Below are 24986 nucleotides of genomic sequence, written 5' to 3' on the forward strand. Positions count from 1 at the left end.
CCCATGAAGTCGAAAACCTTAGCCGCTTGCCTGCTGGTCGCTGCCAGCTTTTCCTCCGTCAGCGCTGTCGTGCAGGCCGGCGATACCCCTCAGGAAACCGTGCAACCTTCAAACATCAACGCCCGTGACTTGAAAGAGGGTGATCGCGCCCCGGACATCTTGATGCGCGAGGAGTCAGCGATTAAAGACTGGAAAAAACGCGGGCTCCAACAGCCCGAAGAAGAAAGCCAATGGGCGCGTGTAGGTGACAAGTACGTCCTGCTCAAGACCACCAACGGCACCATCCTGGAGATTACGCCAGTCAAGAAATAATTCCGCCGGGGCACCTGCTCGCTTCATGTTTCTTGCGTTAAGGTAACCGACCGCAATGGTCGCGTTACCTTTGAAGAACGAGAGCAGGATGCTTGCCACCATCAGAAACTACCCCCGCACTGTGAACCTGTTGCTGTGCGCCACGTTGCTGCTGACGCTGGCCAAGGCCATCACCTTTCCTTATCTCGTGATCTACCTCACCAGCCACTTCGCCTTGGACATTACCCAGGTCGGCCTGGTAATCGGCAGTTCGCTGATCGTCGGTTCACTACTCAGTGTCTACGGCGGTTTCCTGGTCGACCGCATCAATAGCTATCGCCTGTTGCTCGGCTTGAGCCTGGTGTTTGTGCTGGGGTTTATCGGTACGGTGCTGGCGCAGAATATCTGGGCGTTCTATGGCTGCCTGATCCTGATCAACCTGGCCTACGCCGTCATTGATATTGCGGTGAAAGCCGGCTTCGCCAGCCTGCTGCCCGAAGACGCGCGCAGCGAAGTATTTTCCATCAAGTACACCCTCACCAATATCGGCTATGCCGTAGGGCCGTTCTTTGGCGCGATGGTGGCCAAGCTGGATATCAGCTTGCCGTTTGTTCTGTCGGCGCTGTTGGGGCTGGGGTTTTTTCTGCTGTATGGGCGCTGGGGTGACCGTAACTTGGCCACGGTGGACACCACGCAAAAGCCGCTGCCGTTCCTTGCCGTCGCCCGCGTTTTGCTGCAGGACCGTCGCCTGGTGTGCTTCACCCTCGGCGGTTTACTCAGCGCGGTGGTGTTCGGCCAGTTCACGGCCTACCTGTCGCAATACCTGGTGACCACCACGACCGCCGAATACACCTACACGGTGATCAGCGCGGTGCTGACCACCAACGCCGTGCTAGTGATTGCCTTGCAGTACCTGATTGGCCGGCGCATCTCGCACCGTTACCTGAGCCAGTGGCTGAGCGCTGGCTTGAGCATGTTCATGCTGGGGTTGATCGGCTTCGGGCTGTCCACCAGCGTGGTGGGCTGGGTGCTGGCGATGGCAGTGTTCACCGTCGGGGAGATCATCGTGTTCCCGGCCGAGTACATGTTTATCGACCGAATTGCCCCGGACCACCTGCGGGGCATGTATTACGGGGCGCAAAACCTGTCCAACCTCGGTGCCGCGCTGGGGCCGGTGCTGTGTGGGCTGGTGTTGGTCAGCCTGCCGGCCCATTACATGTTCTACATGCTGGGGGCGTTTATCGTTGCCGGCGGGGTGTTTTATTTCATGGGAGCGGCGATAAAGGCAAATCATCCAGCGTGAGCTTGCCGACGTTGTTGCTTTGCAGCTCGTAGCGCAACTCATCCACCATTTTTGCCACTTCCTGCGGGGTCTGCAGGCGGTTGGTGCTGATGCCAGTGACCACCAGGTCGACGCGGCCGGTCTCGGCATCGTAGACCTTGAGGGTCAAGGACGCGTCCCGGCACAGGGTGAATTCGCACGTCAGCGGTGACAGGCCTTCTTCGATGCAGTTGCGCAGCTGAGATAGGGTAAACATGCGGGTTCCTTCTAGGCATAAATACGATCCCTTGAAGGTTATTGCTTGCACCGCCGCTCAATAAGGCGAATTCGCACTAGACGCACTAGTGCATTTGCAGGGTCAGGGCTTGTTTTTCAGGCGCAAATCACCGGCAAACAGCCCGCGTTCACGAGCCCAGACGATCGCTGCACTACGGCTGTGCACCCCCAGCTTGGAATACACCGTGGCCACATGGTTACGCACGGTGTTGGGCGCCAGTTTCAGGCGCGAGGCGATCTCTTTGTCCGCCAGGCCCTCGCAGATCAGGCCCAATACATCGCGCTCGCGGGCGGTGAGGTCGGTGAAGGAAACATTCGGCAGGTTGGGGCTGTTGACGCTCTTGGCGTTGGCCAGCTTCTCGATCAGGGTCTGGCTGAACCAGGACGCGTCCTGCATGACTTCCTCGATGGCCGCCACCAGTTCCAGCTCCGAGCGTTTGCGCTCGGTGATGTTCATCAGCACCATCAGGTAGCAGGGCACGTCCTGGATAATCACGGTGTCGGCGGATACCACGCAGTCGATCACCTCGTTGCCTTTCTTGCGCACCTTGAGGTCCTGGCCTTCAAGGTTGCCGGCTTTTTCCAGGGTGGCGAACAACTGCGCGCCGGCCTGGGGGCTGTCGATGAAGTTGATGTCTTCGATGGATTTGCCGATCAATTCCTCGCTGATGTAGCCGGTGATGCTCATGAAGGCTTCGTTGATGTCTACCACCTGGCGGTTGTCGGCACTGCATACCAGGGTCGGCACGGGCGTCAGGCGGAAGGATTTGGCGAAGCGTTCTTCGCTCTGGCGCAGGGCGATCTCGGCTTTACGCCGTGGCTCCAGGTCGGTGAAGGAAAACAGCATGCAGTCTTCCTCGTTCATGTCCAACGGTTGGCCGGCGACGATCACCAGTTTGCTGCCACCTTCGGGCAGTCTCAGTTCGGCCTGCATCTGCGGGATGGTCGCGCCTTCGCCCAGGCGCTGGATCGCCAGGTCCTTGCGCTCGGCCTGTTCCAGCACATCCAGTTCATACACGGATTTGCCGATGACCTGGTCGCGGTTGTAGCCGGTCATCTCCAAAAAACCCTGGTTGACCTTGATGTAGCGCAGGTCGCTGAGGCGACAGATCACGGCGGGCGCCGGGTTGGCGTTGAAGGTTTTCTCAAAACGTTGCTCGGCGCTGGCCCATTCGGTGGCGTCGCTGAGGATCAGCACCAGCAACTCCGGCTCACCCTGGGCATCGGTCAGCACCAGGCTGCGCAGGCGATGTACCCAACTGCGGTGTTCGTCGTCGGCGGGCGTGACTTCCACCACCACATCGCTGAACTCTTCACCGGCAGCCACGCGGCTGAGGGGGTAGCTGTCCAGTGGCAAGGGATGGTTGTTGCGATAGCGCAGGGCAAAGCGCTTGGCGTACGCCTCGGTATTGGCGCCCAGTTCCTTGACCTCGCTGACCCCATGCATGGTCAACGCCGCTTCATTGGCCCACAGAATGGTCTGGTCGACCTCGGCCAGAATCACACCGTCGGACAGTCCCGAGATGATGGTCTGCAGTTGGCGGCGGTTGGTTTCTTTGGCGAGAACATCCTGGGTCATAACGTCTCCGATTAGGGCAGGGCAAGGCACATTGGGTTACGACATCCTGGCCTCAGGATAGTGCAGAGTAATTGCCCACGGGGCAGTGCGAATGCACCAGGTCGCCTGGTGCATATGGGCCAGGACTGAACGTATGTCGTTTCGCCACACTCACACCCATCAAGGCGCATTGCCTTGCTCCTCAATTTGAAAAGGACCTTTGTATGACCACTGTCTATGAAACCAATCGATCGCTGTTTCGAGTGTCGTGGAGCTCGGTATTGGCCGGTAGTGCAATCGCACTGGTCACCTACCTGGTTTTGAGCGTGTTGGGCACCGCCATTGGCGCCAGTGCCGTTGACCCGATGGAAGCGGGCAACCCGTTGAGCGGTTTTGGCACGGGTGCGGGTATCTGGCTGTTTGTATCGACACTGGTCGCCATCGCGTTGGGCGCCTTCGTGGCCGGCCGCACCGCGCCGGATCGTGGCGGTCTGCATGGGGTGCTGACCTGGACCTTGACCACCTTGCTCACCACTTGGCTGTTGGCGGGCCTGGCTTCCAGCGTAGTCGGTACGGCCGGCAACGTGGTGGGTAAAGGTCTGTCTGCTGCGGGCAGTGGCATTGCTGCCGCCGCGCCGGGGATTGGCAATAGCATCAAGCAACAGTTGAATGAGCAGGGCATCGAGCTGGACTGGAACAGCCTGCAAGGCCAACTGGATACGTTGCTCAAGCAGAGCGGCAAGGCTGAACTGGACCCTGCCAATGTCGAGCAGAAAGCCGATCAGGCAGCTGCCGATGGCAAGCAGTCGGCTACCGATGCAGCGACCAATCCTGCCCAGGCCGGTGATGAGCTCAAGCAATGGTTCGAACGTGTGAAAGCGTCCGGCGAGCCAGCATTGAATGCAGCGGATAAAGAGGCGCTGGTCAACATCGTCGCGGCCCGCACTGGCAAGAGCAAAGAAGAAGCCACCCAGATCGTCGACAACTATGCCCAGGCTTATCAGCAAGCCATGCAAAAAGTCGATGAGCTGAAAAAACAGGCTGAACAGAAAGCCCGTGAAGCCGGTGAAGTCGCTGCCAAGCAACTGTCCCGCGCCGCCTGGAGCACCTTGGCCATGCTGCTGTTGGGTGCGGCGTTGAGCTTCTTTATTGGTCGTATCGCGCTGACTACCCGTCGCGTGCCTTTGGCTTAAAGATGTCTGCGGCAAGGACGCCGCCTGTGTGAAGGGGTAAAATGCTGGCATTTTACCCTTATCCCACAAAGGTGACCCTTGAGCGCAGGCAAAGCCGTCGGACTGTTATTACTCACTTCCCTGTTGGCGGCGTGCGGCACCTCGCCGCCACGCACGCCCAACGACCTCTGCGGTATCTTGCGCGAAAAAGACGACTGGTACGACGCCGCCAAGGTCACGCAAAAGCGCTGGGGTGTACCGATCCAGGTGCCGTTCGCCATCATGTATCAGGAGTCGGGCTTTCGCCACGACGCCAAGACCCCGCGTAAATACCTGCTGTGGATCATCCCTTGGGGCCGCGTCTCCACGGCTTCCGGCTATGCCCAGGCCAAGGATGAAGTGTGGAACGACTACCGCAAAGCCACCGGCCGCAGTGGCGCTGATCGCGAAGACTTCGACGACGCCATCGATTTCATCGGCTGGTACATGGACAAGACCTACACCATCAATGGCGTCTACAAGTACGACGCCTATGGCCAATACCTGAACTACCACGAAGGCTGGGGCGGCTACCGCCAGCGCACCTACGCCAGCAAAGCCTGGCTGCCGCCGGTAGCGAGCAAGGTACAGGCGCGTTCGCAGATGTATGCGCGCCAATATGCCGGGTGCAAGGATGAGTTGGGGCGTGGGTTCTGGAGCCGGTTCTGGCATTGGTTGTAAAGGGTCGACACAGCGACCTCTGAATGCATGCAGATTCAATGTGGGAGCTGGCTTGCCTGCGAAAGCGGTCGTGCAGTCACAGGGGCATTGACTGACACACCGCCTTCGCAGGCAAGCCAGCTCCCACATTGGATTCTGACGCGGCTGTATGCATTCCAGCGAACGGTCCACCATCACGCTGGCCATTCCCCTGCACTTGCCAAACCCATCCGATTCTGGGAAAACCCCAGCCTTTTCACGCCTTCAATGAGAACCCTATGAGTCACGATGAACTGCAGGTCACAGACATCCGCCTGGGCGACGGCAAAGCCGTGGTCAAGGGCGCGCTGATCACCACCCAATACACCGGTACCCTGGAAGATGGCACGGTGTTCGATTCCTCCTGGGAGCGGGGCAAACCGTTTCAGTGCGTGATCGGCACTGGCCGCGTGATCAAGGGGTGGGACCAGGGCTTGATGGGCATGCAGGTTGGCGGCGTGCGCACGTTGTATGTACCCGCGCACCTGGCCTATGGCGAGCGCTCGATGGGCGCGCATATCAAACCCAACAGTAACCTGCGCTTCGAGATTGAATTGCTGGAAGTGCTGACGCGGGATTGAAGAGGTTGAACATGGACGTTGATCTACATCTGTTGCCTGGCAGCTCCTTGGAAGGCATTCGGGTGGTTGAGCTTTTGGGTTGCGATGAGGCTGAGTTGCAGCAGTTTTTTGAACAGGCACCCGATTACTTCATCGCGGTGAATGGCGAACCGGCTACCCCGACCGAAGCACGGGAAGAGTTACGCGGCCAATTGCCCGCTGGCTGGCATTGCAGTCGCCTGTACTGGCTGGGTTACCGCGATGCGCAGGGCCACTTGGTCGCCGTGGTGAATATCGCCGCTGATTTGCTCGCCACCGGGGTGTGGCACATCGGGTTACTGCTGGTGCATGCGCGCTGGCACGGCAGCGGGCTGGCGCAGCGTTTGCACACCGGCCTTGAGGCGTGGGCGGTGGCAAAGGGCGCTCAGTGGCTACGGCTGACGGTAGTGGTGGGCAATACCAGAGCCGAGCGTTTTTGGCCCAGGCTTGGCTATGTACAGGTGCGCACCCGTGAGGGGATCACGATGGGCCGGCAGGTGAATAGGGTGTCTATCCAAGTGAAGGTTGTGGCTAGCGCGAGCATTGAAAACTACCTGGCGCTGGTCGAACGGGATTGCCCAACGTGGGGTTGAGAAAGGCGTTCCTGAACCCATCCTGAAGAATCTTCTTATTCACCAGGCTGCCACTTTCCTACGGTTTACTCCGCCAACATCGGGGCGTAAGCTTCGCGCGTTTTCATCAATAGCGGAGACCCTCAGTGGGTACTTGTTCGAGTGACAGTCGTCGGCCGGTTTCGGTGACCGGCCTCTACTTGGCAAGGTAACGCGCATTTTCCAGATGCCGTTGTCTCGCCTCATAAAGCGAGAAGCGGCATCCCGGCGGTGGCCAGTCCTGGCACCTGCCTGATTCCCTCTCATCGACGCTGACCAGCACCTGGGTAACGCCTGGATGCTACGGACGCGCCTGCCTGTTACGGCGGGCGGGCCAGGTTCGGCTGTGCCTGTGTGACGGGCGCGGTGTGGACGGGCAGTACCTGCACGACGGTTTTTCCTCGCGCAGGAGTTACACCATGAACCTCACTTTGCTCAAAGAGTTCTTCGCCGGTTTCCTGCGGACCCGGCATATCGCCCGGCATTTTCGCCGCCTGGCGATGCTGGAGACCGTGACCGATGCCAGTGTCAGCCGCGAAGTACCGCCCAGCCTGGCGCAGACACTGGTGGCGTCTGCCAACCGCAGCACTGTGCAATTGCTGGGCGTGCTGGGCAGCCACACCGAGGGCCTGAACACTCAGGAGGCCGACGCCCTGCGCGTGCAGTACGGCCTCAATGAAGTCGAACACGAGCAGCCGCTGCCGTGGTGGGTGCACCTGTGGCATTGCTACAAGAACCCGTTCAACCTGCTGCTGACTCTGTTGGCGGTGATCTCCTGGCTGACCGAAGACATGAAGGCCGCCACGGTGATTTTCTCCATGGTGGTGCTCTCGACCCTGTTGCGCTTCTGGCAGGAGGCCAAGTCGAACAAGGCCGCCGACGCCTTGAAGGCCATGGTGAGCAACACCGCGACGGTGCTGCGCCGCGATGCTGCCAAGCGCATTGAACTGCCGATCAAACAACTGGTGCCAGGCGATCTGATTGTATTGTCGGCCGGCGACATGATCCCCGCGGACTGCCGCGTGCTCAGCGCCAAGGACCTGTTCGTCAGCCAGGCGGCGATGACCGGTGAATCCATGCCGGTGGAGAAGTTTGCCCACCAGCAGGACGCCCACACGCGCAACCCGCTGGAGCTGGAAAATATTCTGTTCATGGGCACCAACGTGGTGTCCGGCGCCGCCACGGCGGTGGTCCTGGCCACCGGCAACAGCACGTATTTTGGTGCCTTGGCGCAACGCGTCACGGCGACAGACCGTGCGACCACCTCGTTCCAGCAGGGGGTTAACAAGGTCAGTTGGTTGCTGATTCGCTTTATGTTCGTGATGGCGCCGCTGGTGCTGTTCATCAACGGCTTCACCAAGGGCGACTGGACCGAGGCGTTGCTGTTCGCGCTGTCGATTGCGGTCGGCCTGACCCCGGAAATGCTGCCCATGATCGTCACCTCGACCTTGGCCAAGGGCGCGGTGTTTCTGTCGCGCAAAAAGGTCATCGTCAAGCGCCTGGACGCGATCCAGAACTTTGGCGCCATGGACGTGCTGTGCACCGACAAGACCGGCACGCTCACCCAGGACAAGATTTTCCTGGCGCGCCATGTGGACGTGTGGGGCCAGGAGTCGGACGACGTGCTGGAAATGGCCTACCTCAACAGCTACTACCAGACCGGCTTGAAAAACCTGTTGGATGTGGCCGTGCTCGAGCATGTGGATATCCATCGCGAGTTGAAAGTCGGCACCGCGTTCAACAAGGTTGACGAGATTCCCTTCGACTTCAACCGCCGCCGCATGTCGGTGGTGGTGGCCGAGCAGCATCAACCGCACTTGTTGATCTGCAAAGGGGCGGTGGAGGAAATTTTGTCGGTGTGCAACCGCGTGCGCCATGGCGACGTCGATGAAGCGCTGACCGACGAACTGCTGGCGCGCATTCGCCAGGTGACCGCAGCCTTTAACGAAGAAGGGCTGCGGGTGGTGGCGGTAGCGGCGCAGCCGATGCCGGCAGGGCGTGATACCTACAGCCTGGCGGATGAAAACAACCTGACGCTGATCGGCTATGTGGCATTTCTCGACCCACCCAAGGAAAGCACCGCCCCCGCCCTCAAGGCCCTGAAGGCCCACGGCGTGGCGGTGAAAGTGTTGACCGGCGACAACGAACTGGTCACGGCGAAGATCTGCCGCGAAGTGGGTCTTGCGCAACAAGGCTTGCTGATGGGTAACGACATCGAGGCGATGAGCGACGCCGAACTGGCCCTGGCGGTGGAAACCACCAATGTGTTTGCCAAGCTCACCCCCAGCCACAAGGAACGCATCGTACGGCTGCTCAAGGCCAACGGACATGTGGTGGGCTTTATGGGCGATGGCATCAACGACGCTCCGGCGTTGCGCACGGCGGATATCGGGATTTCGGTGGACAGTGCGGTGGACATCGCCAAGGAAGCGGCTGACATCATCCTGCTGGAGAAGAGCCTGATGATCCTGGAGGAGGGCGTGCTGGAAGGCCGGCGCACCTTCGCCAACATGCTCAAGTACATCAAGATGACCGCCAGTTCCAACTTCGGCAACGTGTTTTCGGTGTTGGTAGCCAGTGCCTTCATTCCGTTTCTGCCGATGCTGCCGATGCACCTGCTGGTGCAAAACCTGCTGTATGACATCTCGCAAATTGCGATTCCGTTCGACAACGTCGATGACGAGATGCTGGCCACGCCGCAACGCTGGCAGCCCGGGGAAGTGGGACGTTTCATGTTGTTCTTCGGGCCGATCAGTTCGATCTTCGACATCACCACGTTCGCACTCATGTGGTATGTGTTCGATGCCAACACTCCAGACCACCAGACGCTGTTCCAGTCCGGCTGGTTCGTGGTGGGGCTGCTGACCCAGACCCTGATCGTGCACATGATCCGCACGCCGAAAATCCCGTTCCTGCAAAGCCGTGCAGCGCTGCCGTTGATGCTGATGACCGGCGTGATCATGGCCGTGGGGATATTCCTGCCGATGGGGCCTTTGGCGCACTACTTCAAATTGCAGGCGCTGCCGTCGCTGTACTTCGTGTTCTTGCCGGTGATTTTGCTGGCTTACATGGCGCTGACTCAGGCAGTGAAGGGCTACTACATTCGCAGGTTTGGCTGGCAGTAACAGATCCCATGCAACATCGCCAAACCCTGTGGGAGCCGGGCTTGCCCGCGATGACGGTGTATCAGTCGCCAGACTCATGGGTCGGTGTACCGCTATCGCAGGCAAGCCAGCTCCCACAGGGACCTGCGGTGTTTTTCAATTTGTCGCTGCATTCATGGAGATTTTTTATGCAGGCAATCAACAACATCAACCTCAACTCCCTGGTCGACACCGTGGTCAGCCTCAGCGCTGCGTTTATTCTCGGTGGCCTGATCGGGTTCGAGCGCCAGTACCGCCAACGCACCGCCGGCTTACGTACCAATGTGCTAGTGGCGGTAGGCGCGGCGATCTTTGTCGACATGGCCAACCGCCTGGGCGGTGCGGAAGGCGCGGTGCGCGTGGTCGCTTACGTGGTGTCGGGCATCGGCTTTTTGGGGGCGGGTGTGATCATGCGGGAGGAGGGCAATGTACGCGGGCTTAACACTGCCGCCACCCTCTGGGCTTCGGCGGCGGTGGGCGCCTGCGCCGGGGCCGATCTGATCCTCGAGGCTTTGCTGGGCACGCTGTTTGTGCTGGCGGCCAACACCTTGCTGCGGCCGATCGTCAATAACATCAACCGCCAACCCTTGGACGTGGTGTCGGCAGAGGTCACCAATATCCTCTATGTCATTGCGCGCCGCAGTCAGCAACAGGCGGTGATGGCATTGCTGGAAGCCGAGTTGGCCCGCTGCAACTACCCGGCCAGTGATGTCGATGTGCGGCCATTCGGCAGCGACGAAGTGGAAATCGAGGCCATCCTGGCCGCCACGTCGGTGGATGGCGATGAACTGGATGCACTGGTGGCGCGCCTCTCAACATCAACCCTGGTGGTACAGGCTTTCTGGAGCCCGAGTACCACCGATTGATCTTCTTTGGGCTGGCCAGGATTGGCTAAGCTTGTTTGTGGAAAAATCCTACATGTAGTCCGGATTATCCCTTCAGTTGAAACATCATTGCGTTGCTAAGGTTGGGCACTTGCGGCTGTTGGGTCGTTGAGGTCCGGCGTCCGTGGTTATGCTGAGTTAATTGAAGGGGCCAGACACCGCCTCGTTACCGTCCTCAGAGGGCAGCGCCGCTCGTCGGAACTGTCAGTTCTCACAGGTACCCAGGTCCGGTGTGATGTGTAAGGGTATTTTGTCCACATAGGGAAGTTTTATGAGCAAAGCATTAATTGTGGATGACCATCCGTTTATCCGGGCGACGGTCAAATATCTCCTGAAAGTGGAGGGGTTTGATGAGATTTTTCAGGCAGGGGATGGCGCAGATGCCATGCAGTTGGCGAGGGAGCAACGTCCCGAGCTGATTATCCTCGACCTGGCGATGCCTAAATTAGGCGGGTTGGAGGTTATCAGCCGCATCAAGGCGTTGGGCCTGCCATGCAAGATTCTGGTACTGACCTCCTACCTGGCGGTGTTTTTTTCTACCCGCTGCATGCGTTCCGGTGCCATGGGGTTCGTCGCCAAGACCGGTGAACTGGATGAGCTGCAAAAGGCTATCAAAGCCATCATGTCGGGCTACAGTTGCTTCCCCAGCTTGCCGACCAGTTCGGTGCGTCGCGACGATCTGCAAGAAACGGAACGGCAGATGATCGACTGCCTGTCGGATCGTGAATTGACCGTGTTGCAGATGCTGGCCCTGGGGCTGGGTAACAAGGAAATCGCCGAGCAAATGCTGCTGAGCCACAAGACTATCAGTACCTACAAGACTCGACTCAAGGAGAAGTTACGAATGTCCTCGGTAGTGCACTTATCCAAGTTTGCCCAGCGCAACCATCTGATCTGATCCGAACTGCAATGGTCACCACCGCGTTGATGAGGTTCGCCACGGTCCTTTGGATGAGCCTGTTACCCCTGATCGCGGTGGCCCTCGAAGAGCCTCACGCTTTGCGGCTGTTGGGGCACTCACATATCGAAACCCCGCAAGTGACGCTGGACGAGGCCGACTGGCGTTGGCTGCGTGAGCGGCGCTCATTACTGATGGGCGTCTCGGCGCCCGATTACGTACCTTTTGACTTGACTAACAACAACGACGAGCTCGAAGGTATCACGGCCGATTTTGCCGCATTGGTCGGCCAGGCCCTGCATATCTCCATCGAGGTTCGGCGTTACGACACACGCGATGAAGTGATCGAGGCCCTGAAGCAGGGAGCGGTGGATTTCCTCGGTTCCGCCAATGGCTATGAAGCGGCCGATCCGCAACTGCTGTTGTCTCGCTCTTATGCCAACGATCAACCGACCCTGGTGACCCGCAGCGGTGACAGCCAAGTGTTGAATGATGACCTGGCCGGCAAGCGCGTGGCGATGCTGTATCACTATATGCAGCCCGACGCCGTACGGGCGTTTTACCCCCAGGCCCAGCTGGAACTGTTTGCCTCGACCTTCGAAGCCATTGGTGCCGTGGCGTTTGGTCGTGCCGACGTCTACCTGGGGGATGCCATCAGTAGCAACTACCTGATCAATCGCAACCACCTCAACAATGTACGCATGGCGGATTTTTCCGGCCTGGAAGTCAATCCGTTTGCGTTTGCCGTCACCCGGGAAAATACGCGTTTACTGCCCATCCTCAATGCTGCGCTGGAGGCGATTCCCGCCAGCGAGCAGATGGAAATTCTACGCCGCTGGAGCGGGGGTAACCTGGGCATAATCGGCGTTGACCGGCTGCACTTGAGCGCCAGTGAACAACGCTGGGTGCAGAAAAATCCACGGGTCAGGGTCGCGGTGCTCAATGATTTCCTTCCCTTATCGTTTATCGGCGATCAAGGCCAATTTGAAGGGCTGAGTGCCGAAGTGCTGTCGCGCATCAGCTTGCGTACCGGCTTGAAGTTCGATGTGGTGCCAGGCAGTTCGTTGCCGCGCCAGATCAACATTGTCAGCGCGGGCACGGCGGACATGCTGGCGGTCGTCACGCCTAGCGTGGAGCGGGCTGATAAAGTGCGCTTTACCCGGCCCTACTTGACCAACCCCTTTGTGCTGGTTACCCGCGACGGTCCGCACAGCCCGCTCACGCTGGAGGACATGGTCGGCAAACGCCTGGCCATGGTGGTTGGCAATGGGCTGCACGATGAGATAGCGCAGAATTTTCCAGGCGTGATCTTTGTCGACGTGGAGACCCCCCAGCAAGCCATGGCGCTGGTGGCCAATGGTGACGCCGATGGCGCGGTCAACTCATTGATCAGCGCACGCTATCTGATCAACCGGTATTACCGCGACCGCTTGCGTGTCACCAGTACGGTCGGCACCGAGCCTGCACGCGTGACCTTTGGGGTCAACCGCAGTCAATTGGAGTTGTATTCGATCCTCGACAAGGCACTGCTGAGTATCACCCCGCAGGAAATGGACGAGTTGATTGGCCAGTGGCGCAGCGAGGTCATCATCGAGGACAGTTACTGGTTGCGCTATCGCAACGTGATTCTTCAAGGCTTTGGGTTGGCGGCGCTGTTGTTGGCCGTCACGCTGGGCTGGGCCATTTACCTGCGCAGCCTGATTCGCAAGCGCCTGCAGGCCGAGCGGGCGCTGAGCGATCAGATGCGGTTCATGAGTGTATTGATTGACGGCACGCCGCACCCGATTTACGTGCGTGATCGCCAAGGGAGGCTGATGGCCTGCAATAACGCCTACCTCGACGTGTTTGGCTACAAGCTTGAAGACGTAATCGGCAGGACGGTGGTGGAAACCGACGTCGAAAACCCGCCACAGGCCCAGTCGTTTCATGAGGATTACCTGCGCTTGATGGCTGGGGGCGAGCCGCAGATTCATGATCGAATACTCAAGGTGCCCAACGGCGATGTGCTGACCATTTACCAGTGGATGCTGCCGTACCGCGACGGCGACGACAAGGTGGTGGGTATGATTGCCGGTTGGGTCGACGTGAGCGAGCGGCACCGCTTGCTCGGCCAGCTACAGGAAGCCAAGGACGATGCCGACGCCGCCAATCGCGCCAAGACTACCTTTCTGGCGACCATGAGCCACGAGATCCGCACGCCCATGAATGCCGTGATCGGCATGATTGAGCTGGCGTTGAAAAATGCCGAACAGGGGCGGGTCGACCGCGACGCCCTGGAGGTGGCCTCGGTGGCTTCGCGGGGGATGCTGGAGTTGATCGGCGATATTCTCGATATCGCGCGGATCGAGTCCGGGCACTTGTCGCTGACCCTGGAGCCCGCCAACCTGCATGAGCTGTTGGCGTCGGTCGCACGGGTGTTCGAGGGGCTGGCCCGAGCCAAGGGGTTGGCGCTGCAGGTTGAATTGGACCCGCTGATTGACCAGGCGGTGCTGGTCGATCCGCTGCGATTCAAGCAAGTGGTGTCCAACCTGCTGAGCAATGCCATTAAGTTCACTCCCCATGGGCAGGTCAGCCTGGTTGCACGGGCGGTGGTCGAGGGCGATCGCTTGGCCGTGCAATTATGGGTGCAAGACACCGGCATTGGAATTAGCGTCGCCGACCAGCAGCGGCTGTTCAGCGTGTTTATCCAGGGCAGCAACAATCAGCAGTCGGCACGCAGCGGGTCTGGGCTGGGGTTGGTGATCAGCCGCAGCTTGTGCGAAATGATGGGCGGCCAATTGCACTTGAGTAGTGTGCTGGGGCATGGCACTCGGGTGGACGTGACGTTGGCCCTGGCCATGACCGCCACGCTGCCGGCCCCGATTGAGCCTGTGCAAGAGGCGGCGCCTGAGGGCCGTGCGCTGAGCATTCTGGTGGTGGACGACTACCCGGCCAATCGCTTGCTGCTGGCTCGACAGTTGAGCTTTCTGGGCCACCGTATCGTCACTGCCGAAGACGGTGTGCAAGGGCTGGAGCAGTGGCGAGCGGGGCAGTTCGATGGCGTCATTACCGATTGCAACATGCCCTTCAAGAACGGCTATCAGCTGGCACAGGACATTCGCGCGCAAGAGCGTGAACAGGGTCTTGAACCCTGCCTGTTGCTGGGGTTCACCGCCAACGCCCAGCCGGAGGAAGCTGAGCGCTGTCGGCAGGCGGGCATGGATGGGTGCCTGTTCAAGCCAACCGGGCTTGACGACTTGCGGTCGGCGCTGGCCTCGCGTTTGGCAGACGCGGGCCCGCAGCCTGTGCCGACATTCGACTTGAGCACACTCGTCGCGCTGACCGGCGATGATCACGCAGCGCTTGTCGGATTGTTGGCGCCGTTGCTTAAAAGCCTGGGGGAGGACCGTGCCTTGCTGCCACGCCTGGCAAGCCAGGCAGATTTTGCCAAGCTGCACGACCTGGCCCACCGTGCCAAGGGCGGCGCGCGAATGGTCAAGGCATACCTATTGATCAGTGGGTGTGAAGCATTGGAGGCCGCATGTGAACAGCGCGACCGTCAGGCATTGGGGCCCGCGGTTGACGGCGTGAACGAAGCGCTTGATGTTTTGCATCGTGGCTTGAAAGCTTATTGCAATCAGCCCTGACTGCGGTTGATCGCCATTCGGGAAATTTGGGAAAACTCTTACACAAACCGGGAACATGCCTGATTTTGTCGTCGGCATATGTCTGGAGAATGGGCTGCGCTCACTGCCGAGCACTGCCTGCCCAGGGGTTTGCCATGCCGAACAAAGCACTGACCATCCTGATTGCCGATGAACAGCATCTGCAACGCTTGTACATCGAGAAAATGCTCAACCAGTTGGGTTATTACCGGATCGTGCCGGTGCAAACATTCGAAGAGGTGCGGATTCTCACTGCCATTCCTGCCGAACCCTTCGACGTGCTGATAATCAATGCGGGGCTGATGGCCCAAGCCCATGAGCCTCTGCCCCAGGTGCGTCATGTACTCGTCTACGAGCATCTGGACCTGGGCGCCCCTTGCGGCGTAACGCCGGCTGTGCGAGTGCGATTGCCGGGTGTGCCGGACCACGTCAACCTCGAACACTTCATGGACATCGTCCACCCCTGCGAGACCGCCCACGGCCTGCGGGTGTTGCCGTGGCTTCGAGAGCTGTCCCGCATGCCGGTGGCCCGGGCCTAGTCCACAGCCATTGTTTGTAGGAGCTCGCTCGCGAAAAACTCGCAGGCGCTGCGTTTATTCAGGAAGCACGCGTTATCGTTGACGTTTTTTTGCGAGCAAGCTCGCTCCTGCACGAAGGCGATTCAAGGGTGCATCGTGTTTACCGTATGCCACGAAATCTACGGGCCAGTTCAATCTTCGCAGAAGCAGGCAAGAGAAGGCATCGAGCACACGCCACTACCGGCCCATGCCCGCCCACTGCAGGAGTTTGCCAAACAGAATTCCAGGCCGATCTAATGTTTTTCACCGATCAGTCGGCTTTGCCGTGTTCCCGCAAACGCTCGGCGGCACTGCGTAACAACTGCTCGGTCCCGTCCCAACCCAGGCAACCATCGGTCACCGAAACGCCGTATTTCATCGACGCGCTCAGCGGCTGGCAGCCTTCGAACAGGTGACTCTCAAGCATCATGCCGACCAGCGAGGTATCACCTTGCATACGCTGCTCCAGCACGTCATTGAATACCGCCGGTTGGCGCAGCGGGTTCTTGCCGCTGTTGGCATGGCTGCAATCGACCATGATTCGTGGCGCTACTTTGGACTTGGCCAGGTCATGCTTTACGTCGGCCACGCTTTGCGCATCGTAGTTGGGCCCACGATGGCCGCCGCGCAGCACCAAATGAGTGTCGGGGTTGCCGGGCGTCTGGATGATCGCCGGGTGGCCCTGGCTGTCGACGCCGAAATGACGATGCGGGTGAGAGGCTGAGCGCATTGCATCGCAGGCAATGGCGACGCCACCGTCGGTGCCGTTTTTGAAGCCCACGGGCATGCCCAGGCCGCTGGCCATTTCGCGGTGAATCTGCGACTCGGTCGTGCGTGCGCCAATGGCGACCCAAGTGAGCAGGTCATCGAAGTAGCCGGCGGCCATGGGTTGCAGCAACTCGGTGGCCACCGGCAGGCCCAGGCGCAGCATTTCACGCATCAGTTGGCGGGACAGGGTCAGGCCGGCGGCCATGTCATCGCTGCCGTCCAAGTGCGGATCGTAGGCCAAGCCTTTCCAGCCCACAGTGGTGCGCGGTTTCTCGACGTAGGCACGGATCACCAGCAGCATCTGGTCGCTGACTTCAAGCGAAAGCTTCTTCAGATTACGCGCGTATTCCATGGCCGATTCCGGGTCATGGATCGAGCACGGGCCGACAATCACCAGCAAGCGTGAATCTTCGCCATTGAGGATGGCGCGCACGGCTTGGCGATGGGCGTGGACTTGTTCGTTGAGGAACGGGCTGAGCGGGAGTTGGTGCTTGAGTTCAAGAGCGCTGGGCAAACGCTGGGTCAGGGCTTCATTAGCGCTGTTGAGGGCAGAGACGGGCAAAGCGGCGACGGAGGAGTTCATATTCAAGGCTTCCTGGGCAAGCGGCGGGCGATTCCCGCACGCTTGGCCTACTGGGGTGTTCGACAATTGGCCGTATCGGCTACGTGTGTTGGCTTGCCACCACGGGGTGACCGGTCGGAGGCGGCAGGCTGTCCCGAACGGAGCTGGCTAAATCGCCATGCAGTGCAAGTGTCGTAGCGGTAATAGGTGGCGTAGTTCATGGTGTGATTCCTTTAAGTGAGCGTGAAAAACAAATTGTCAGGCGCTGAAAAAACAAAACCCCCGGTCGGGGAGCCGACCGGGGGTTTAGATTTCTCTGGTAGGCGACCCCTTGAGTAGTGGGCGCCGATTTCAGGTATCAGGCGCGCCAGTGGCTAAACCAATACCCAAAATAAAAGCCGGCCAGTGCGCTCGAACCATTCACGCGGGTAGCCGACACCGAGCGCAAGGCGCTGGCAGCAGGGCAAACCTGAGTGTGGGTGAGTGGCAACATGGGGCTCTCCAAATGATGGGGGGAGCTTACTAGAGGCGTGCGGGTGGATTCAATCAGTAATTTCTATCGCGTGGCAGTACTTACCGCTATGGGCATAGGTATCTACACAACGTTGCTGCGACGCTGGACCTGTGGCGAGGGAGCCTGCTCCCGTGACGGCCTGACAGCCGGCGCTGATCTGGCTGAGGCACCGCGATCCAAATGTGGGAGCTGGCTTGCCTGCGAAGACGGCCGGACCGTCAACACAGTTGGACCGTGTACATATCCATTCCTGCGGTAACGGCGATACCTATGCCGCTATGGGGCAAGTGTGGATATGCTGACGGCTCTCAAACAATGATTGCCAGGACGCGACCATGACTGCCTTGACCCTTGCTGCGGCGCAAACCGTTTCCATCCCGGGCGATATCGCTGCCAATATCCAGCGGCACCTGGCGTTGATGCGGGCCGCGGCTGAACAGGGTGTGCAATGCCTGGTGTTTCCAGAACTGTCACTGACAGGCTACGAGCCGTTCCTGGCGGCCGATTTGGCCATCGACCCGCAAGACGCCGTGTTGACGCCGTTGCGTGAACTGGCGCGGGAGCTGCAGTTGACGGCCGTGGTGGGCATGCCGGTGCGCTTGACGCCAAAAACAGGTGTGCTGATCGGCGCGCTGGTGCTTGAGGCGGACGGTTCAGTAGGCGTCTACACCAAGCAGCATCTGCACCCCGGCGAAGAGCTGGCATTTGCTGCGGGGAAGGGCGGCGAGCCCCTGGAATTGGCAGAGGAGCGCATCGCGCTGGCGGTGTGTGCGGACTTTTCCCAGGCCAGCCATCCACGCCAAGCGGCGGCAGCGGGCGCCACAGCGTATGCCGCAAGCGTACTGATCAGCGAGGCAGGCTACGCGGCGGACAGTGCTTTGCTTGAAGGCTATGCGTCCCAGCATGGCCTGTTGGTACTGATGGCTAACCATGGTGGCCCGTCCGGAGGCTGGGCTTGTGCGGGCCGCAGTGCAATTTGGACCGCCGATGGCAACTTGCTTGTTGCCGCCCCCGGTGTCGGCGACGCGTTGGTGATCGCCCGTCGCGACGGCGGGCAGTGGACCGGCCAAGTGGTCGCCCTCTGAATGAGGTTTCATTTGCGCCGGGCCATCGAGCAGGACCTGCCGTTTGCCCGCACCCTGACCCAGCAGGCCATGAGCCATTACTACCGTCAGAACGGCTTGTTGTGGTCCAGCGACGGCTTCGACGTGGCCTGGGCGGGCCGCGAGAACTGGCTGATCTGCAACGATGACGTCGTCATGGGCTTTATCAGCCTGAGCCGCGATGGCAAGGCCCTGTATATCCGCGAGCTGCACCTGCTGGAATGCTGGCGCAAGCAGGGCGCGGGCACATGGGTGCTGGAGCAAATGGCGCTCAAGGCACGCGTCGAGGGCCTGGGCTTTCTACGTTTGACGGTGTTCAAGACCAACCCGGCAAGAAGGCTGTATCAGCGCTTGGGGTTGAGCATTGTCGGTGAAGAGGATGGCTTCTGGCGGATGGAGCGTGAGTGTCGCGCACTCACATCGGACTAAAACATGCACGTCCTACAAATAAGCGCATACTGCTGTCAGTTAGTGCTTTGTTCGTCGTGGGATTGAGCTCTTGGCTCATCCACGATAACGCCCTCTTTCATGCCCAGAAGTACCGCCACTTTATGGGCTTCTCCACGCCGTCCCTTTTTGCGCCCGGAGAGCACTTGATACGTGGTTGCCGGGTCTACGCCATGTTCCCGGGCGAACGCTTGAACTGACTTTCCTTGATGTTCCAGCCAGGCCTTGGCTTGTGCAGCAGTACGGATTCCGGGCATAGTTCAAAACCGTTCAAGTTTGTTTAACGAAGTGATGGTGTGACACCTCTTGGGGTGTGCCAATTTAGGATCATACATCCAAATGAGTGGAATCGGTTCGCGCTTAAGGCAAGAAAGAGAGCGACTTGGCCTGTCGCAGAAAGTTTTTGGAGAAATTGGAGGCGTTGAAGCGAACGCCCAAGGCAAATATGAAAGCGGTGGTCGTGCACCCAAGGCCGACTATTTGTCTCGCGTCGCCGAAAAAGGTGTGGATATCCTGTACGTGTTGACCGGCAGCCCAACGCCGATCCAGCTGGATAACCTGAGCAAGATCGAAGAGAAAGTGCTGGGCAATTACCGAGCGATGTTCAAGGAAGACCAGGACGCAATCCGTCGCTTGACCAGTACCTTGGCTGAGCATTCATCCGTGGTGAACGGAAAAGCCAAGTCGCCCCCCCAGGAATCCTGACCTTTAGCCCAGGAAACAGGGCTGTTCGCCAGCCGGCGAACAGCCGCAGCACGTTTAATCTCTATATATATGACACTTGCAACTAGGTCTGCGCCTTGGTTTTTTGCTAAGGTGTTCAGCAACCTATAAGACCATATCGCGAGGTGTCTGCTTGATTAGGGTGCTAGTAGTCGATGACCATGATCTCGTTCGTACAGGCATTACACGAATGCTGGCTGACATCGACGGCCTGCAAGTAGTCGGCCAGGCGGAGTCGGGGGAGGAATCCCTGATCAAGGCCCGGGAGTTGAAGCCCGATGTGGTACTGATGGACGTCAAGATGCCTGGGATTGGCGGTCTTGGTGCCACGACCAAGTTATTGCGCAGCCATCCGGACATCAAGGTCGTGGTGGTCACGGTGTGCGAGGAAGACCCGTTTCCCACCCGTTTGCTGCAAGCCGGTGCCGCCGGCTACCTCACCAAGGGCGCAGGCCTGGCCGAGATGGTGCAAGCCATTCGCCTGGTATTTGCCGGCCAGCGTTACATCAGCCCGCAGATTGCCCAGCAATTGGCGATCAAGTCGTTCCAGCCCACCAGCGATTCGCCATTTGATGCGCTGTCGGAGCGGGAAATCCAGATCGCCCTGATGATCGTCGGTTGCCAGAAGGTGCAGACCATCTCTGACAAGCTGTGCCTGTCGCCCAAGACCGTCAATACCTACCGTTATCGTATCTTCGAGAAGCTTGCCATCAGCAGTGATGTTGAATTGACCCTGCTCGCAGTGCGCCACGGCATGGTGGACGCCAGCGCCTGACATGACCACACCGTTTGATCCGAGTGCCTTTCTCTCCACCTGCAGTGGCCGCCCCGGCGTGTACCGCATGTTCGACAGCGAGGCGCGCCTGCTTTACGTGGGCAAAGCCAAGAACCTGAAGAACCGTCTGGCGAGCTACTTTCGCAAGACCGGCCTTGCGCCGAAAACCGCCGCCCTGGTGGCGCGTATCGCCCAGGTCGAAACCACCATCACCGCCAATGAAACCGAGGCGCTGCTGCTTGAGCAGACGCTGATCAAGGAATGGCGGCCGCCTTACAACATCCTGTTGCGTGATGATAAATCCTACCCTTACGTGTTTTTATCCGACGGCAACTTTCCGCGCCTGAGCATTCACCGCGGGGCAAAGAAGCAAAAGGGCAAGTACTTCGGGCCTTACCCCAGCGCCGGTGCGATTCGTGAAAGCCTGAGCCTGCTGCAAAAAACCTTTTTTGTGCGTCAGTGCGAAGACAGCTTCTACAAGAACCGCACCCGGCCGTGCCTGCAATACCAGATCAAGCGCTGCAAGGCGCCCTGCGTGGGGCTGGTGGAACCTTCGGAGTACGCCGAGGATGTGCGCCATTCGGTGATGTTCCTCGAAGGGCGCAGCAACGCACTCACCGATGAGTTGTCCGGGGCCATGGAGCAGGCCGCCAGCACCCTGGATTTCGAAAAGGCCGCCGAACTGCGCGACCAGATCTCCCTGCTGCGCCGTGTCCAGGACCAGCAAAGCATGGAAGGCGGCACCGGTGACGTTGACGTGATCGCCGCGTTCGTCAACCCGGGCGGCGCCTGTGTGCACCTGATCAGCGTACGAGGCGGGCGGGTATTAGGCAGCAAGAACTTCTTCCCGCAGACCGGTATCGACGAAGACGTGGCGGAGGTCATGGCCGCATTCCTTGGCCAATACTACGTCAGCAGCCCTGAGCGCGACCTGCCGTCTGAACTGATCGTCAACGTGGTGCACGAAGACTTCCCCACCTTGATCGAGGCCATCCACGAGCTGCGCGGCCGCGAGCTGGACATCAGCCACCGCGTACGCGGCACCCGTGCTCGCTGGCAGCAGCTGGCCGTGACTAACGCCGAACAGGCCCTGGGCGCGCGGCTGGCGAACCGACAGCACGTCGCTGCACGCTTCGACGCCCTGGCCGAGGTCCTCAACCTGGACGAGCCGCCCCAGCGCCTGGAGTGCTACGACATCAGCCACTCCAGCGGCGAGGCCACAGTGGCCTCTTGCGTGGTATTCGGGCCGGAAGGGCCGATCAAGGCCGACTACCGGCGCTACAACATCGAAGGCGTTACCGCCGGCGATGACTATGCCGCCATGCACCAGGCGCTCACGCGGCGATTCAGCAAGTTGAAGGACGGGGAGGGCAAGCTCCCCGATATCCTGCTGGTAGACGGCGGTAAGGGCCAGTTATCCATGGCCCGTGACGTGCTCAACGAACTGGCGGTGCCCGACCTGATCCTGCTCGGTGTGGCCAAGGGCACCACGCGCAAGGCCGGTTTCGAGACGTTGTACTTGAATGATGCCGCCCATGAGTTCACGTTGAAGGGCGACTCACCCGCACTGCATCTGATTCAACAAATCCGCGACGAAGCCCACCGTTTCGCCATTACCGGCCACCGCGCCCGCCGTGGCAAAACCCGGCGAACTTCAACCTTGGAAGGGGTGGCAGGGGTTGGCCCGACGCGGCGTCGCGACTTGCTTAAACATTTTGGTGGCTTGCAGGAGCTCTCCCGTGCCAGCATTGACGAGATAGCCAAAGCACCCGGTATCAGTAAAAAGCTCGCTGAATTGATTTATGCCAATCTGCACAGCGAATAGAATGCCTTCTCACCTCGTAGCCAGTTGTGCCGATGAATATCCCTAATCTGATCACCGTTCTACGCGTCCTGCTTATCCCGATTTTCATTTTGTTGTTCTATTTGCCGTATGAATGGAGCTACGTCGCGTCCAGTTCGGTATTTGCCTTCGCAGCCGCCACCGACTGGCTCGACGGCTACCTGGCCCGCCGCCTGGAACAGAGCACGCCCTTCGGCGCGTTCCTCGACCCCGTGGCCGACAAACTCATGGTGGCCGTCGCCCTGGTCCTGCTGGTACAGGAACACGGCAACCTGTGGCTGACCCTGCCGGCCGCCGTCATCATCGGCCGCGAGATCGTCGTCTCGGCCCTGCGCGAATGGATGGCCGAAATCGGCGCCCGCGCCCACGTGGCCGTCTCCAACATGGGCAAATGGAAAACCGCCGCGCAAATGCTCGCGCTGGTGATCCTGCTGGCCAACCCGTCGGACTTCTCGTTCTGGGTCCTCACGGGCTACGCCTTGCTGCTGGTCGCGGCCGGCCTGACCCTGTGGTCCATGCTGCAATATCTGCGTGCGGCCTGGCCCCATCTGCGAACCACCGTTGAAAAGAAATAAAACTTTTTTGAATCAAGGGGTTGACGGGTGCTGAGGATTCTATAGAATGCGCATCACCAAGCGGGAATAGCTCAGTTGGTAGAGCACGACCTTGCCAAGGTCGGGGTCGCGAGTTCGAGTCTCGTTTCCCGCTCCAAGCATTAATGAAAAAGCCACTCTAACGAGTGGCTTTTTTTTGCCTGTGTGATTTACGGAATGGACGCTTAGGCGTCTTTTTTTGTTTGTGCGCACAACCGTAGGGCGCGCGCTCAAATTCGTATTGTTACTAGATCCGCTCAGTTCGCCTGGGTCGCCAGGCGAACTACTGTTCGCTCAACTTCCCGACGCGCCTCGACGCTTGGGGAGGGCGTCACTTCTGGCACCGATAATCCTAAGTGACGGTGGTTTCCAGGCAGTGGAATTGCCCCATCGTGCGGCACACGGATTTTTGTGCGCCTGCGCGCTCAGCGCGCGCGTAGTTCCAAAATTGGCAACGCCCCGTGGCAATCGCCAACCCTTGGGATGCCCGGATTTGGCCGTACTCAAACGGCGTATGGACGTAGAAGAGTTGCACAAGCCCGTCGGACGGGTTGCCGCCGGTGGCCCCCCAATATTTCGGCGTTGCGCAGCCTGCAATGAGCGGTAGGGCGATGGCGACGATGACGGATTTCATTGTCGAGGGCGGTCCTTCAAGAATAAAACATGACGTTTGTAGGAGGTGTTTCCACTAGCCTGTCTCAACGTCGGTTGCCTAAGGCGGCCCAAACTTGACCGACTGGCAGCCACTGGACAGCAGCAATTCGCCTTCATCGGCCTCAAACCCGACGACCTTCCTGTCCTGGTCGACGGTGATGGAAAGGATGCAGCGATTCGGGTTATTGACGGTTGCCCAATAGTTGGTGTGCACCATCACATTGCCCTGCCTTTCCGCGCTTTGTGCCACCACCTCATTGCTGTTGTAAGACGTGTCGCGGTACCACTGCATCACCACATGCTGGTCGTCCGCGGTGCGATCCATTTTTTGGGGTGGACCAAAGAAATTGATGGCGTCCTGCGCCGGGCGGCCTTTCCATTGGCTGCGCGCGTACATTTCCGGGACGGTGTCAAAACTGACGCAGCCGGTCTGCAGCAGCGCGAGGGCCAAGGCCAATGCACCTGTGTATTTCATGTTGATCACTCATTATTCAAGCGTGCCGGTTGACGCCGGAGGTCATTTTTTCTCAGGTGCGCCCAAGAGGAAGTTGAGGTCGCGCATCACGTCCTCGGTGCTGCTCTTCTTGGACTCAATGCGGATCGGCTGATTACCCGGCAACTGATTGAAGAGGCCTTGCTGCGTGATCGCCACCAGTTGAGCGTTATCGATGGAGCCGACGCCCATCGGCATCATGGCGTTGGACTTGCGTTTGCCCGGTGCGCAGGCGAAGTCATAGCCACGCTCCAGCCAGCTCTTGGGCACCGGCACCCAACGTTTAGGCGCCGGCAGCACCGTGGTCGCCCCGGCGCGCAGGTAGGCGGTGGCAGAGTTCACCCTGAGCTGTCGCTCCGGGCATTGCAGCTCCAGCGCGTAGCTCACGTAGTTGGGGCTGTTGGGGCTTTCGAATACCTGCACGACCGTCAGCTGTGTGTTTTGCGGGTGTTGTTGTGTGGCTTTTACCGACTGTGCATCGGCGAAGAACAGGTCTCTGTTGGGCGTGTCGCCGGTGCCAAAGATCATCCACCAGTCGGTGGCCACTGCGGGGGCTGCGCTTAGCGATAAGAGGGCGAAGGTCGAACCTGCGAGCAGGCGCTTTCGCAAACCGAGGGGGATGTTGTTGTACATGGTCAATCGACTCCTGTCGTGGACGCGGGGAGGGCTAGAGCTCAACGAAATGAGCGAGCGGGCACATCCTAGGCAGCGTCGCCCGTGCCATTCAATAATGTGGGCGCAATCAGGACGCGTCCTGCGAACCCATGCGCTGGGTCTGTAGGAGGTGTCTTTCAATAGCGTTGTGCGTGACTTATCCAAGCATTGAAAACGCCCCAGAAATTGAATGGGTGTCTAAGT

At 59.5% G+C, this 24986-nt stretch carries 24 protein-coding genes and 1 tRNA gene; 18 read left to right on the top strand and 7 right to left on the bottom strand.

From position 1 onward, the window contains the following. Positions 1-3: 3 nt before the first annotated feature. Both AC4PS6_RS06485 and AC4PS6_RS06490 read left to right on the top strand, forming a co-directional pair. Positions 4-312, top strand: a complete 309-nt coding sequence (locus AC4PS6_RS06485) for an RcnB family protein (RefSeq protein WP_336827254.1) — start codon at positions 4-6, stop codon at positions 310-312. Positions 313-400: 88 nt separating this feature from the next. Continuing rightward, positions 401-1594: an MFS transporter gene (locus AC4PS6_RS06490; RefSeq protein ID WP_336827255.1), complete on the top strand. Its 1194-nt coding sequence runs from the start codon at positions 401-403 to the stop codon at positions 1592-1594. Here AC4PS6_RS06490 and AC4PS6_RS06495 read toward each other — a convergent pair. Continuing rightward, positions 1557-1829: a DUF1652 domain-containing protein gene (locus AC4PS6_RS06495; RefSeq protein WP_003190355.1), complete on the bottom strand. Its 273-nt coding sequence runs from the start codon at positions 1827-1829 to the stop codon at positions 1557-1559. The two genes, AC4PS6_RS06490 and AC4PS6_RS06495, sit on opposite strands and share 38 nt — an antisense overlap. 102 nt (positions 1830-1931) lie before the next feature. Then, entirely contained in the window at positions 1932-3428 is a 1497-nt protein-coding gene (locus tag AC4PS6_RS06500; protein ID WP_014717983.1) for a PAS domain S-box protein, read from the bottom strand. Between the two features lie 203 nt (positions 3429-3631). Between AC4PS6_RS06500 and AC4PS6_RS06505 the strand changes: the two genes are divergently transcribed. The 9 genes from AC4PS6_RS06505 to AC4PS6_RS06545 all read left to right on the top strand — a co-directional run bounded on the left by AC4PS6_RS06505 (position 3632) and on the right by AC4PS6_RS06545 (position 15635). Further along, positions 3632-4600, top strand: coding sequence for a hypothetical protein (locus tag AC4PS6_RS06505; RefSeq protein WP_019821429.1), 969 nt, complete (start codon positions 3632-3634; stop codon positions 4598-4600). A gap of 78 nt (positions 4601-4678) precedes the next feature. Further along, positions 4679-5299 carry a transglycosylase SLT domain-containing protein gene (locus AC4PS6_RS06510; protein ID WP_003190361.1) on the top strand — a complete coding sequence of 207 codons (621 nt, stop codon included), beginning with the start codon at positions 4679-4681 and terminating at the stop codon, positions 5297-5299. A gap of 257 nt (positions 5300-5556) precedes the next feature. Further along, positions 5557-5898: an FKBP-type peptidyl-prolyl cis-trans isomerase gene (locus tag AC4PS6_RS06515; RefSeq protein WP_020303188.1), complete on the top strand. Its 342-nt coding sequence runs from the start codon at positions 5557-5559 to the stop codon at positions 5896-5898. An 11-nt stretch (positions 5899-5909) separates the two neighbouring features. Next, positions 5910-6509, top strand: a complete 600-nt coding sequence (locus tag AC4PS6_RS06520; RefSeq protein ID WP_323556233.1) for a GNAT family N-acetyltransferase — start codon at positions 5910-5912, stop codon at positions 6507-6509. Between the two features lie 437 nt (positions 6510-6946). Next, complete coding sequence (gene mgtA / locus AC4PS6_RS06525; RefSeq protein ID WP_014717990.1) at positions 6947-9652, top strand: magnesium-translocating P-type ATPase; 2706 nt, start codon at positions 6947-6949, stop codon at positions 9650-9652. Positions 9653-9819: 167 nt separating this feature from the next. Then, on the top strand, positions 9820-10536 hold the full coding sequence (locus tag AC4PS6_RS06530) for an MgtC/SapB family protein (RefSeq protein WP_019821435.1): 717 nt from the start codon (positions 9820-9822) through the stop codon (positions 10534-10536). A gap of 289 nt (positions 10537-10825) precedes the next feature. Next, on the top strand, positions 10826-11452 hold the full coding sequence (locus AC4PS6_RS06535; protein WP_014717992.1) for a response regulator transcription factor: 627 nt from the start codon (positions 10826-10828) through the stop codon (positions 11450-11452). Between the two features lie 53 nt (positions 11453-11505). Further along, on the top strand, positions 11506-15078 hold the full coding sequence (locus tag AC4PS6_RS06540; protein WP_166405439.1) for a transporter substrate-binding domain-containing protein: 3573 nt from the start codon (positions 11506-11508) through the stop codon (positions 15076-15078). 134 nt (positions 15079-15212) lie between these two features. Continuing rightward, positions 15213-15635 carry a chemotaxis protein CheY gene (locus tag AC4PS6_RS06545; RefSeq protein ID WP_336827257.1) on the top strand — a complete coding sequence of 141 codons (423 nt, stop codon included), beginning with the start codon at positions 15213-15215 and terminating at the stop codon, positions 15633-15635. Between the two features lie 289 nt (positions 15636-15924). On the opposite strand, the gene AC4PS6_RS06550 is transcribed toward AC4PS6_RS06545, so the two are convergent. Next, complete coding sequence (locus AC4PS6_RS06550) at positions 15925-17004, bottom strand: 3-deoxy-7-phosphoheptulonate synthase (RefSeq protein ID WP_236466590.1); 1080 nt, start codon at positions 17002-17004, stop codon at positions 15925-15927. An 828-nt stretch (positions 17005-17832) separates the two neighbouring features. On the opposite strand from AC4PS6_RS06550, the gene AC4PS6_RS06555 reads away from it, so the two are divergent. Together AC4PS6_RS06555 and AC4PS6_RS06560 are read left to right on the top strand one after the other, a co-directional pair. After that, positions 17833-18582, top strand: coding sequence for a carbon-nitrogen hydrolase family protein (locus tag AC4PS6_RS06555; RefSeq protein ID WP_032903479.1), 750 nt, complete (start codon positions 17833-17835; stop codon positions 18580-18582). Beyond that, complete coding sequence (locus AC4PS6_RS06560) at positions 18583-19029, top strand: GNAT family N-acetyltransferase (protein ID WP_032903480.1); 447 nt, start codon at positions 18583-18585, stop codon at positions 19027-19029. It abuts the gene before it with no gap. Positions 19030-19064: 35 nt separating this feature from the next. Here AC4PS6_RS06560 and AC4PS6_RS06565 read toward each other — a convergent pair whose 3' ends face one another. Then, positions 19065-19304, bottom strand: coding sequence for a DNA-binding protein (locus AC4PS6_RS06565; protein ID WP_003190382.1), 240 nt, complete (start codon positions 19302-19304; stop codon positions 19065-19067). Positions 19305-19386: 82 nt separating this feature from the next. Here AC4PS6_RS06565 and AC4PS6_RS06570 point away from each other — a divergent pair, with 82 nt between their 5' ends. The 5 genes from AC4PS6_RS06570 (at position 19387) to AC4PS6_RS06590 (ending at position 23099) form a co-directional block, all read left to right on the top strand. Next, the gene (locus AC4PS6_RS06570; protein ID WP_003190384.1) at positions 19387-19752 is read left to right on the top strand and encodes a helix-turn-helix domain-containing protein; all 366 of its coding nucleotides are present in this window, start codon (positions 19387-19389) and stop codon (positions 19750-19752) included. Between the two features lie 151 nt (positions 19753-19903). Continuing rightward, a complete protein-coding gene (gacA, locus tag AC4PS6_RS06575) occupies positions 19904-20545 on the top strand; it encodes a response regulator transcription factor GacA (RefSeq protein ID WP_003190387.1) in 642 nt (213 codons plus the stop codon). A gap of 1 nt (position 20546) precedes the next feature. Next, entirely contained in the window at positions 20547-22370 is a 1824-nt protein-coding gene (uvrC, locus tag AC4PS6_RS06580) for an excinuclease ABC subunit UvrC (RefSeq protein ID WP_019821446.1), read from the top strand. Positions 22371-22402: 32 nt separating this feature from the next. Continuing rightward, positions 22403-22963 (top strand): CDP-diacylglycerol--glycerol-3-phosphate 3-phosphatidyltransferase, encoded by a 561-nt coding sequence (gene pgsA / locus AC4PS6_RS06585; RefSeq protein WP_003190391.1) that lies wholly within the window; start codon positions 22403-22405, stop codon positions 22961-22963. A gap of 60 nt (positions 22964-23023) precedes the next feature. Further along, positions 23024-23099, top strand: a tRNA-Gly gene (locus AC4PS6_RS06590). Positions 23100-23333: 234 nt separating this feature from the next. On the opposite strand, the gene yecR is transcribed toward AC4PS6_RS06590, so the two are convergent. The 3 genes from yecR to AC4PS6_RS06605 form a co-directional block, all read right to left on the bottom strand. Further along, positions 23334-23615, bottom strand: a complete 282-nt coding sequence (yecR, locus tag AC4PS6_RS06595; RefSeq protein WP_019821447.1) for a YecR family lipoprotein — start codon at positions 23613-23615, stop codon at positions 23334-23336. A 78-nt stretch (positions 23616-23693) separates the two neighbouring features. After that, on the bottom strand, positions 23694-24110 hold the full coding sequence (locus AC4PS6_RS06600; RefSeq protein ID WP_020303194.1) for a hypothetical protein: 417 nt from the start codon (positions 24108-24110) through the stop codon (positions 23694-23696). A 42-nt stretch (positions 24111-24152) separates the two neighbouring features. Continuing rightward, a complete protein-coding gene (locus AC4PS6_RS06605) occupies positions 24153-24761 on the bottom strand; it encodes a hypothetical protein (protein WP_014718000.1) in 609 nt (202 codons plus the stop codon). Positions 24762-24986 lie beyond the last annotated feature (225 nt).

Source organism: Pseudomonas sp. DW-iso17 (assembly GCF_058725345.1).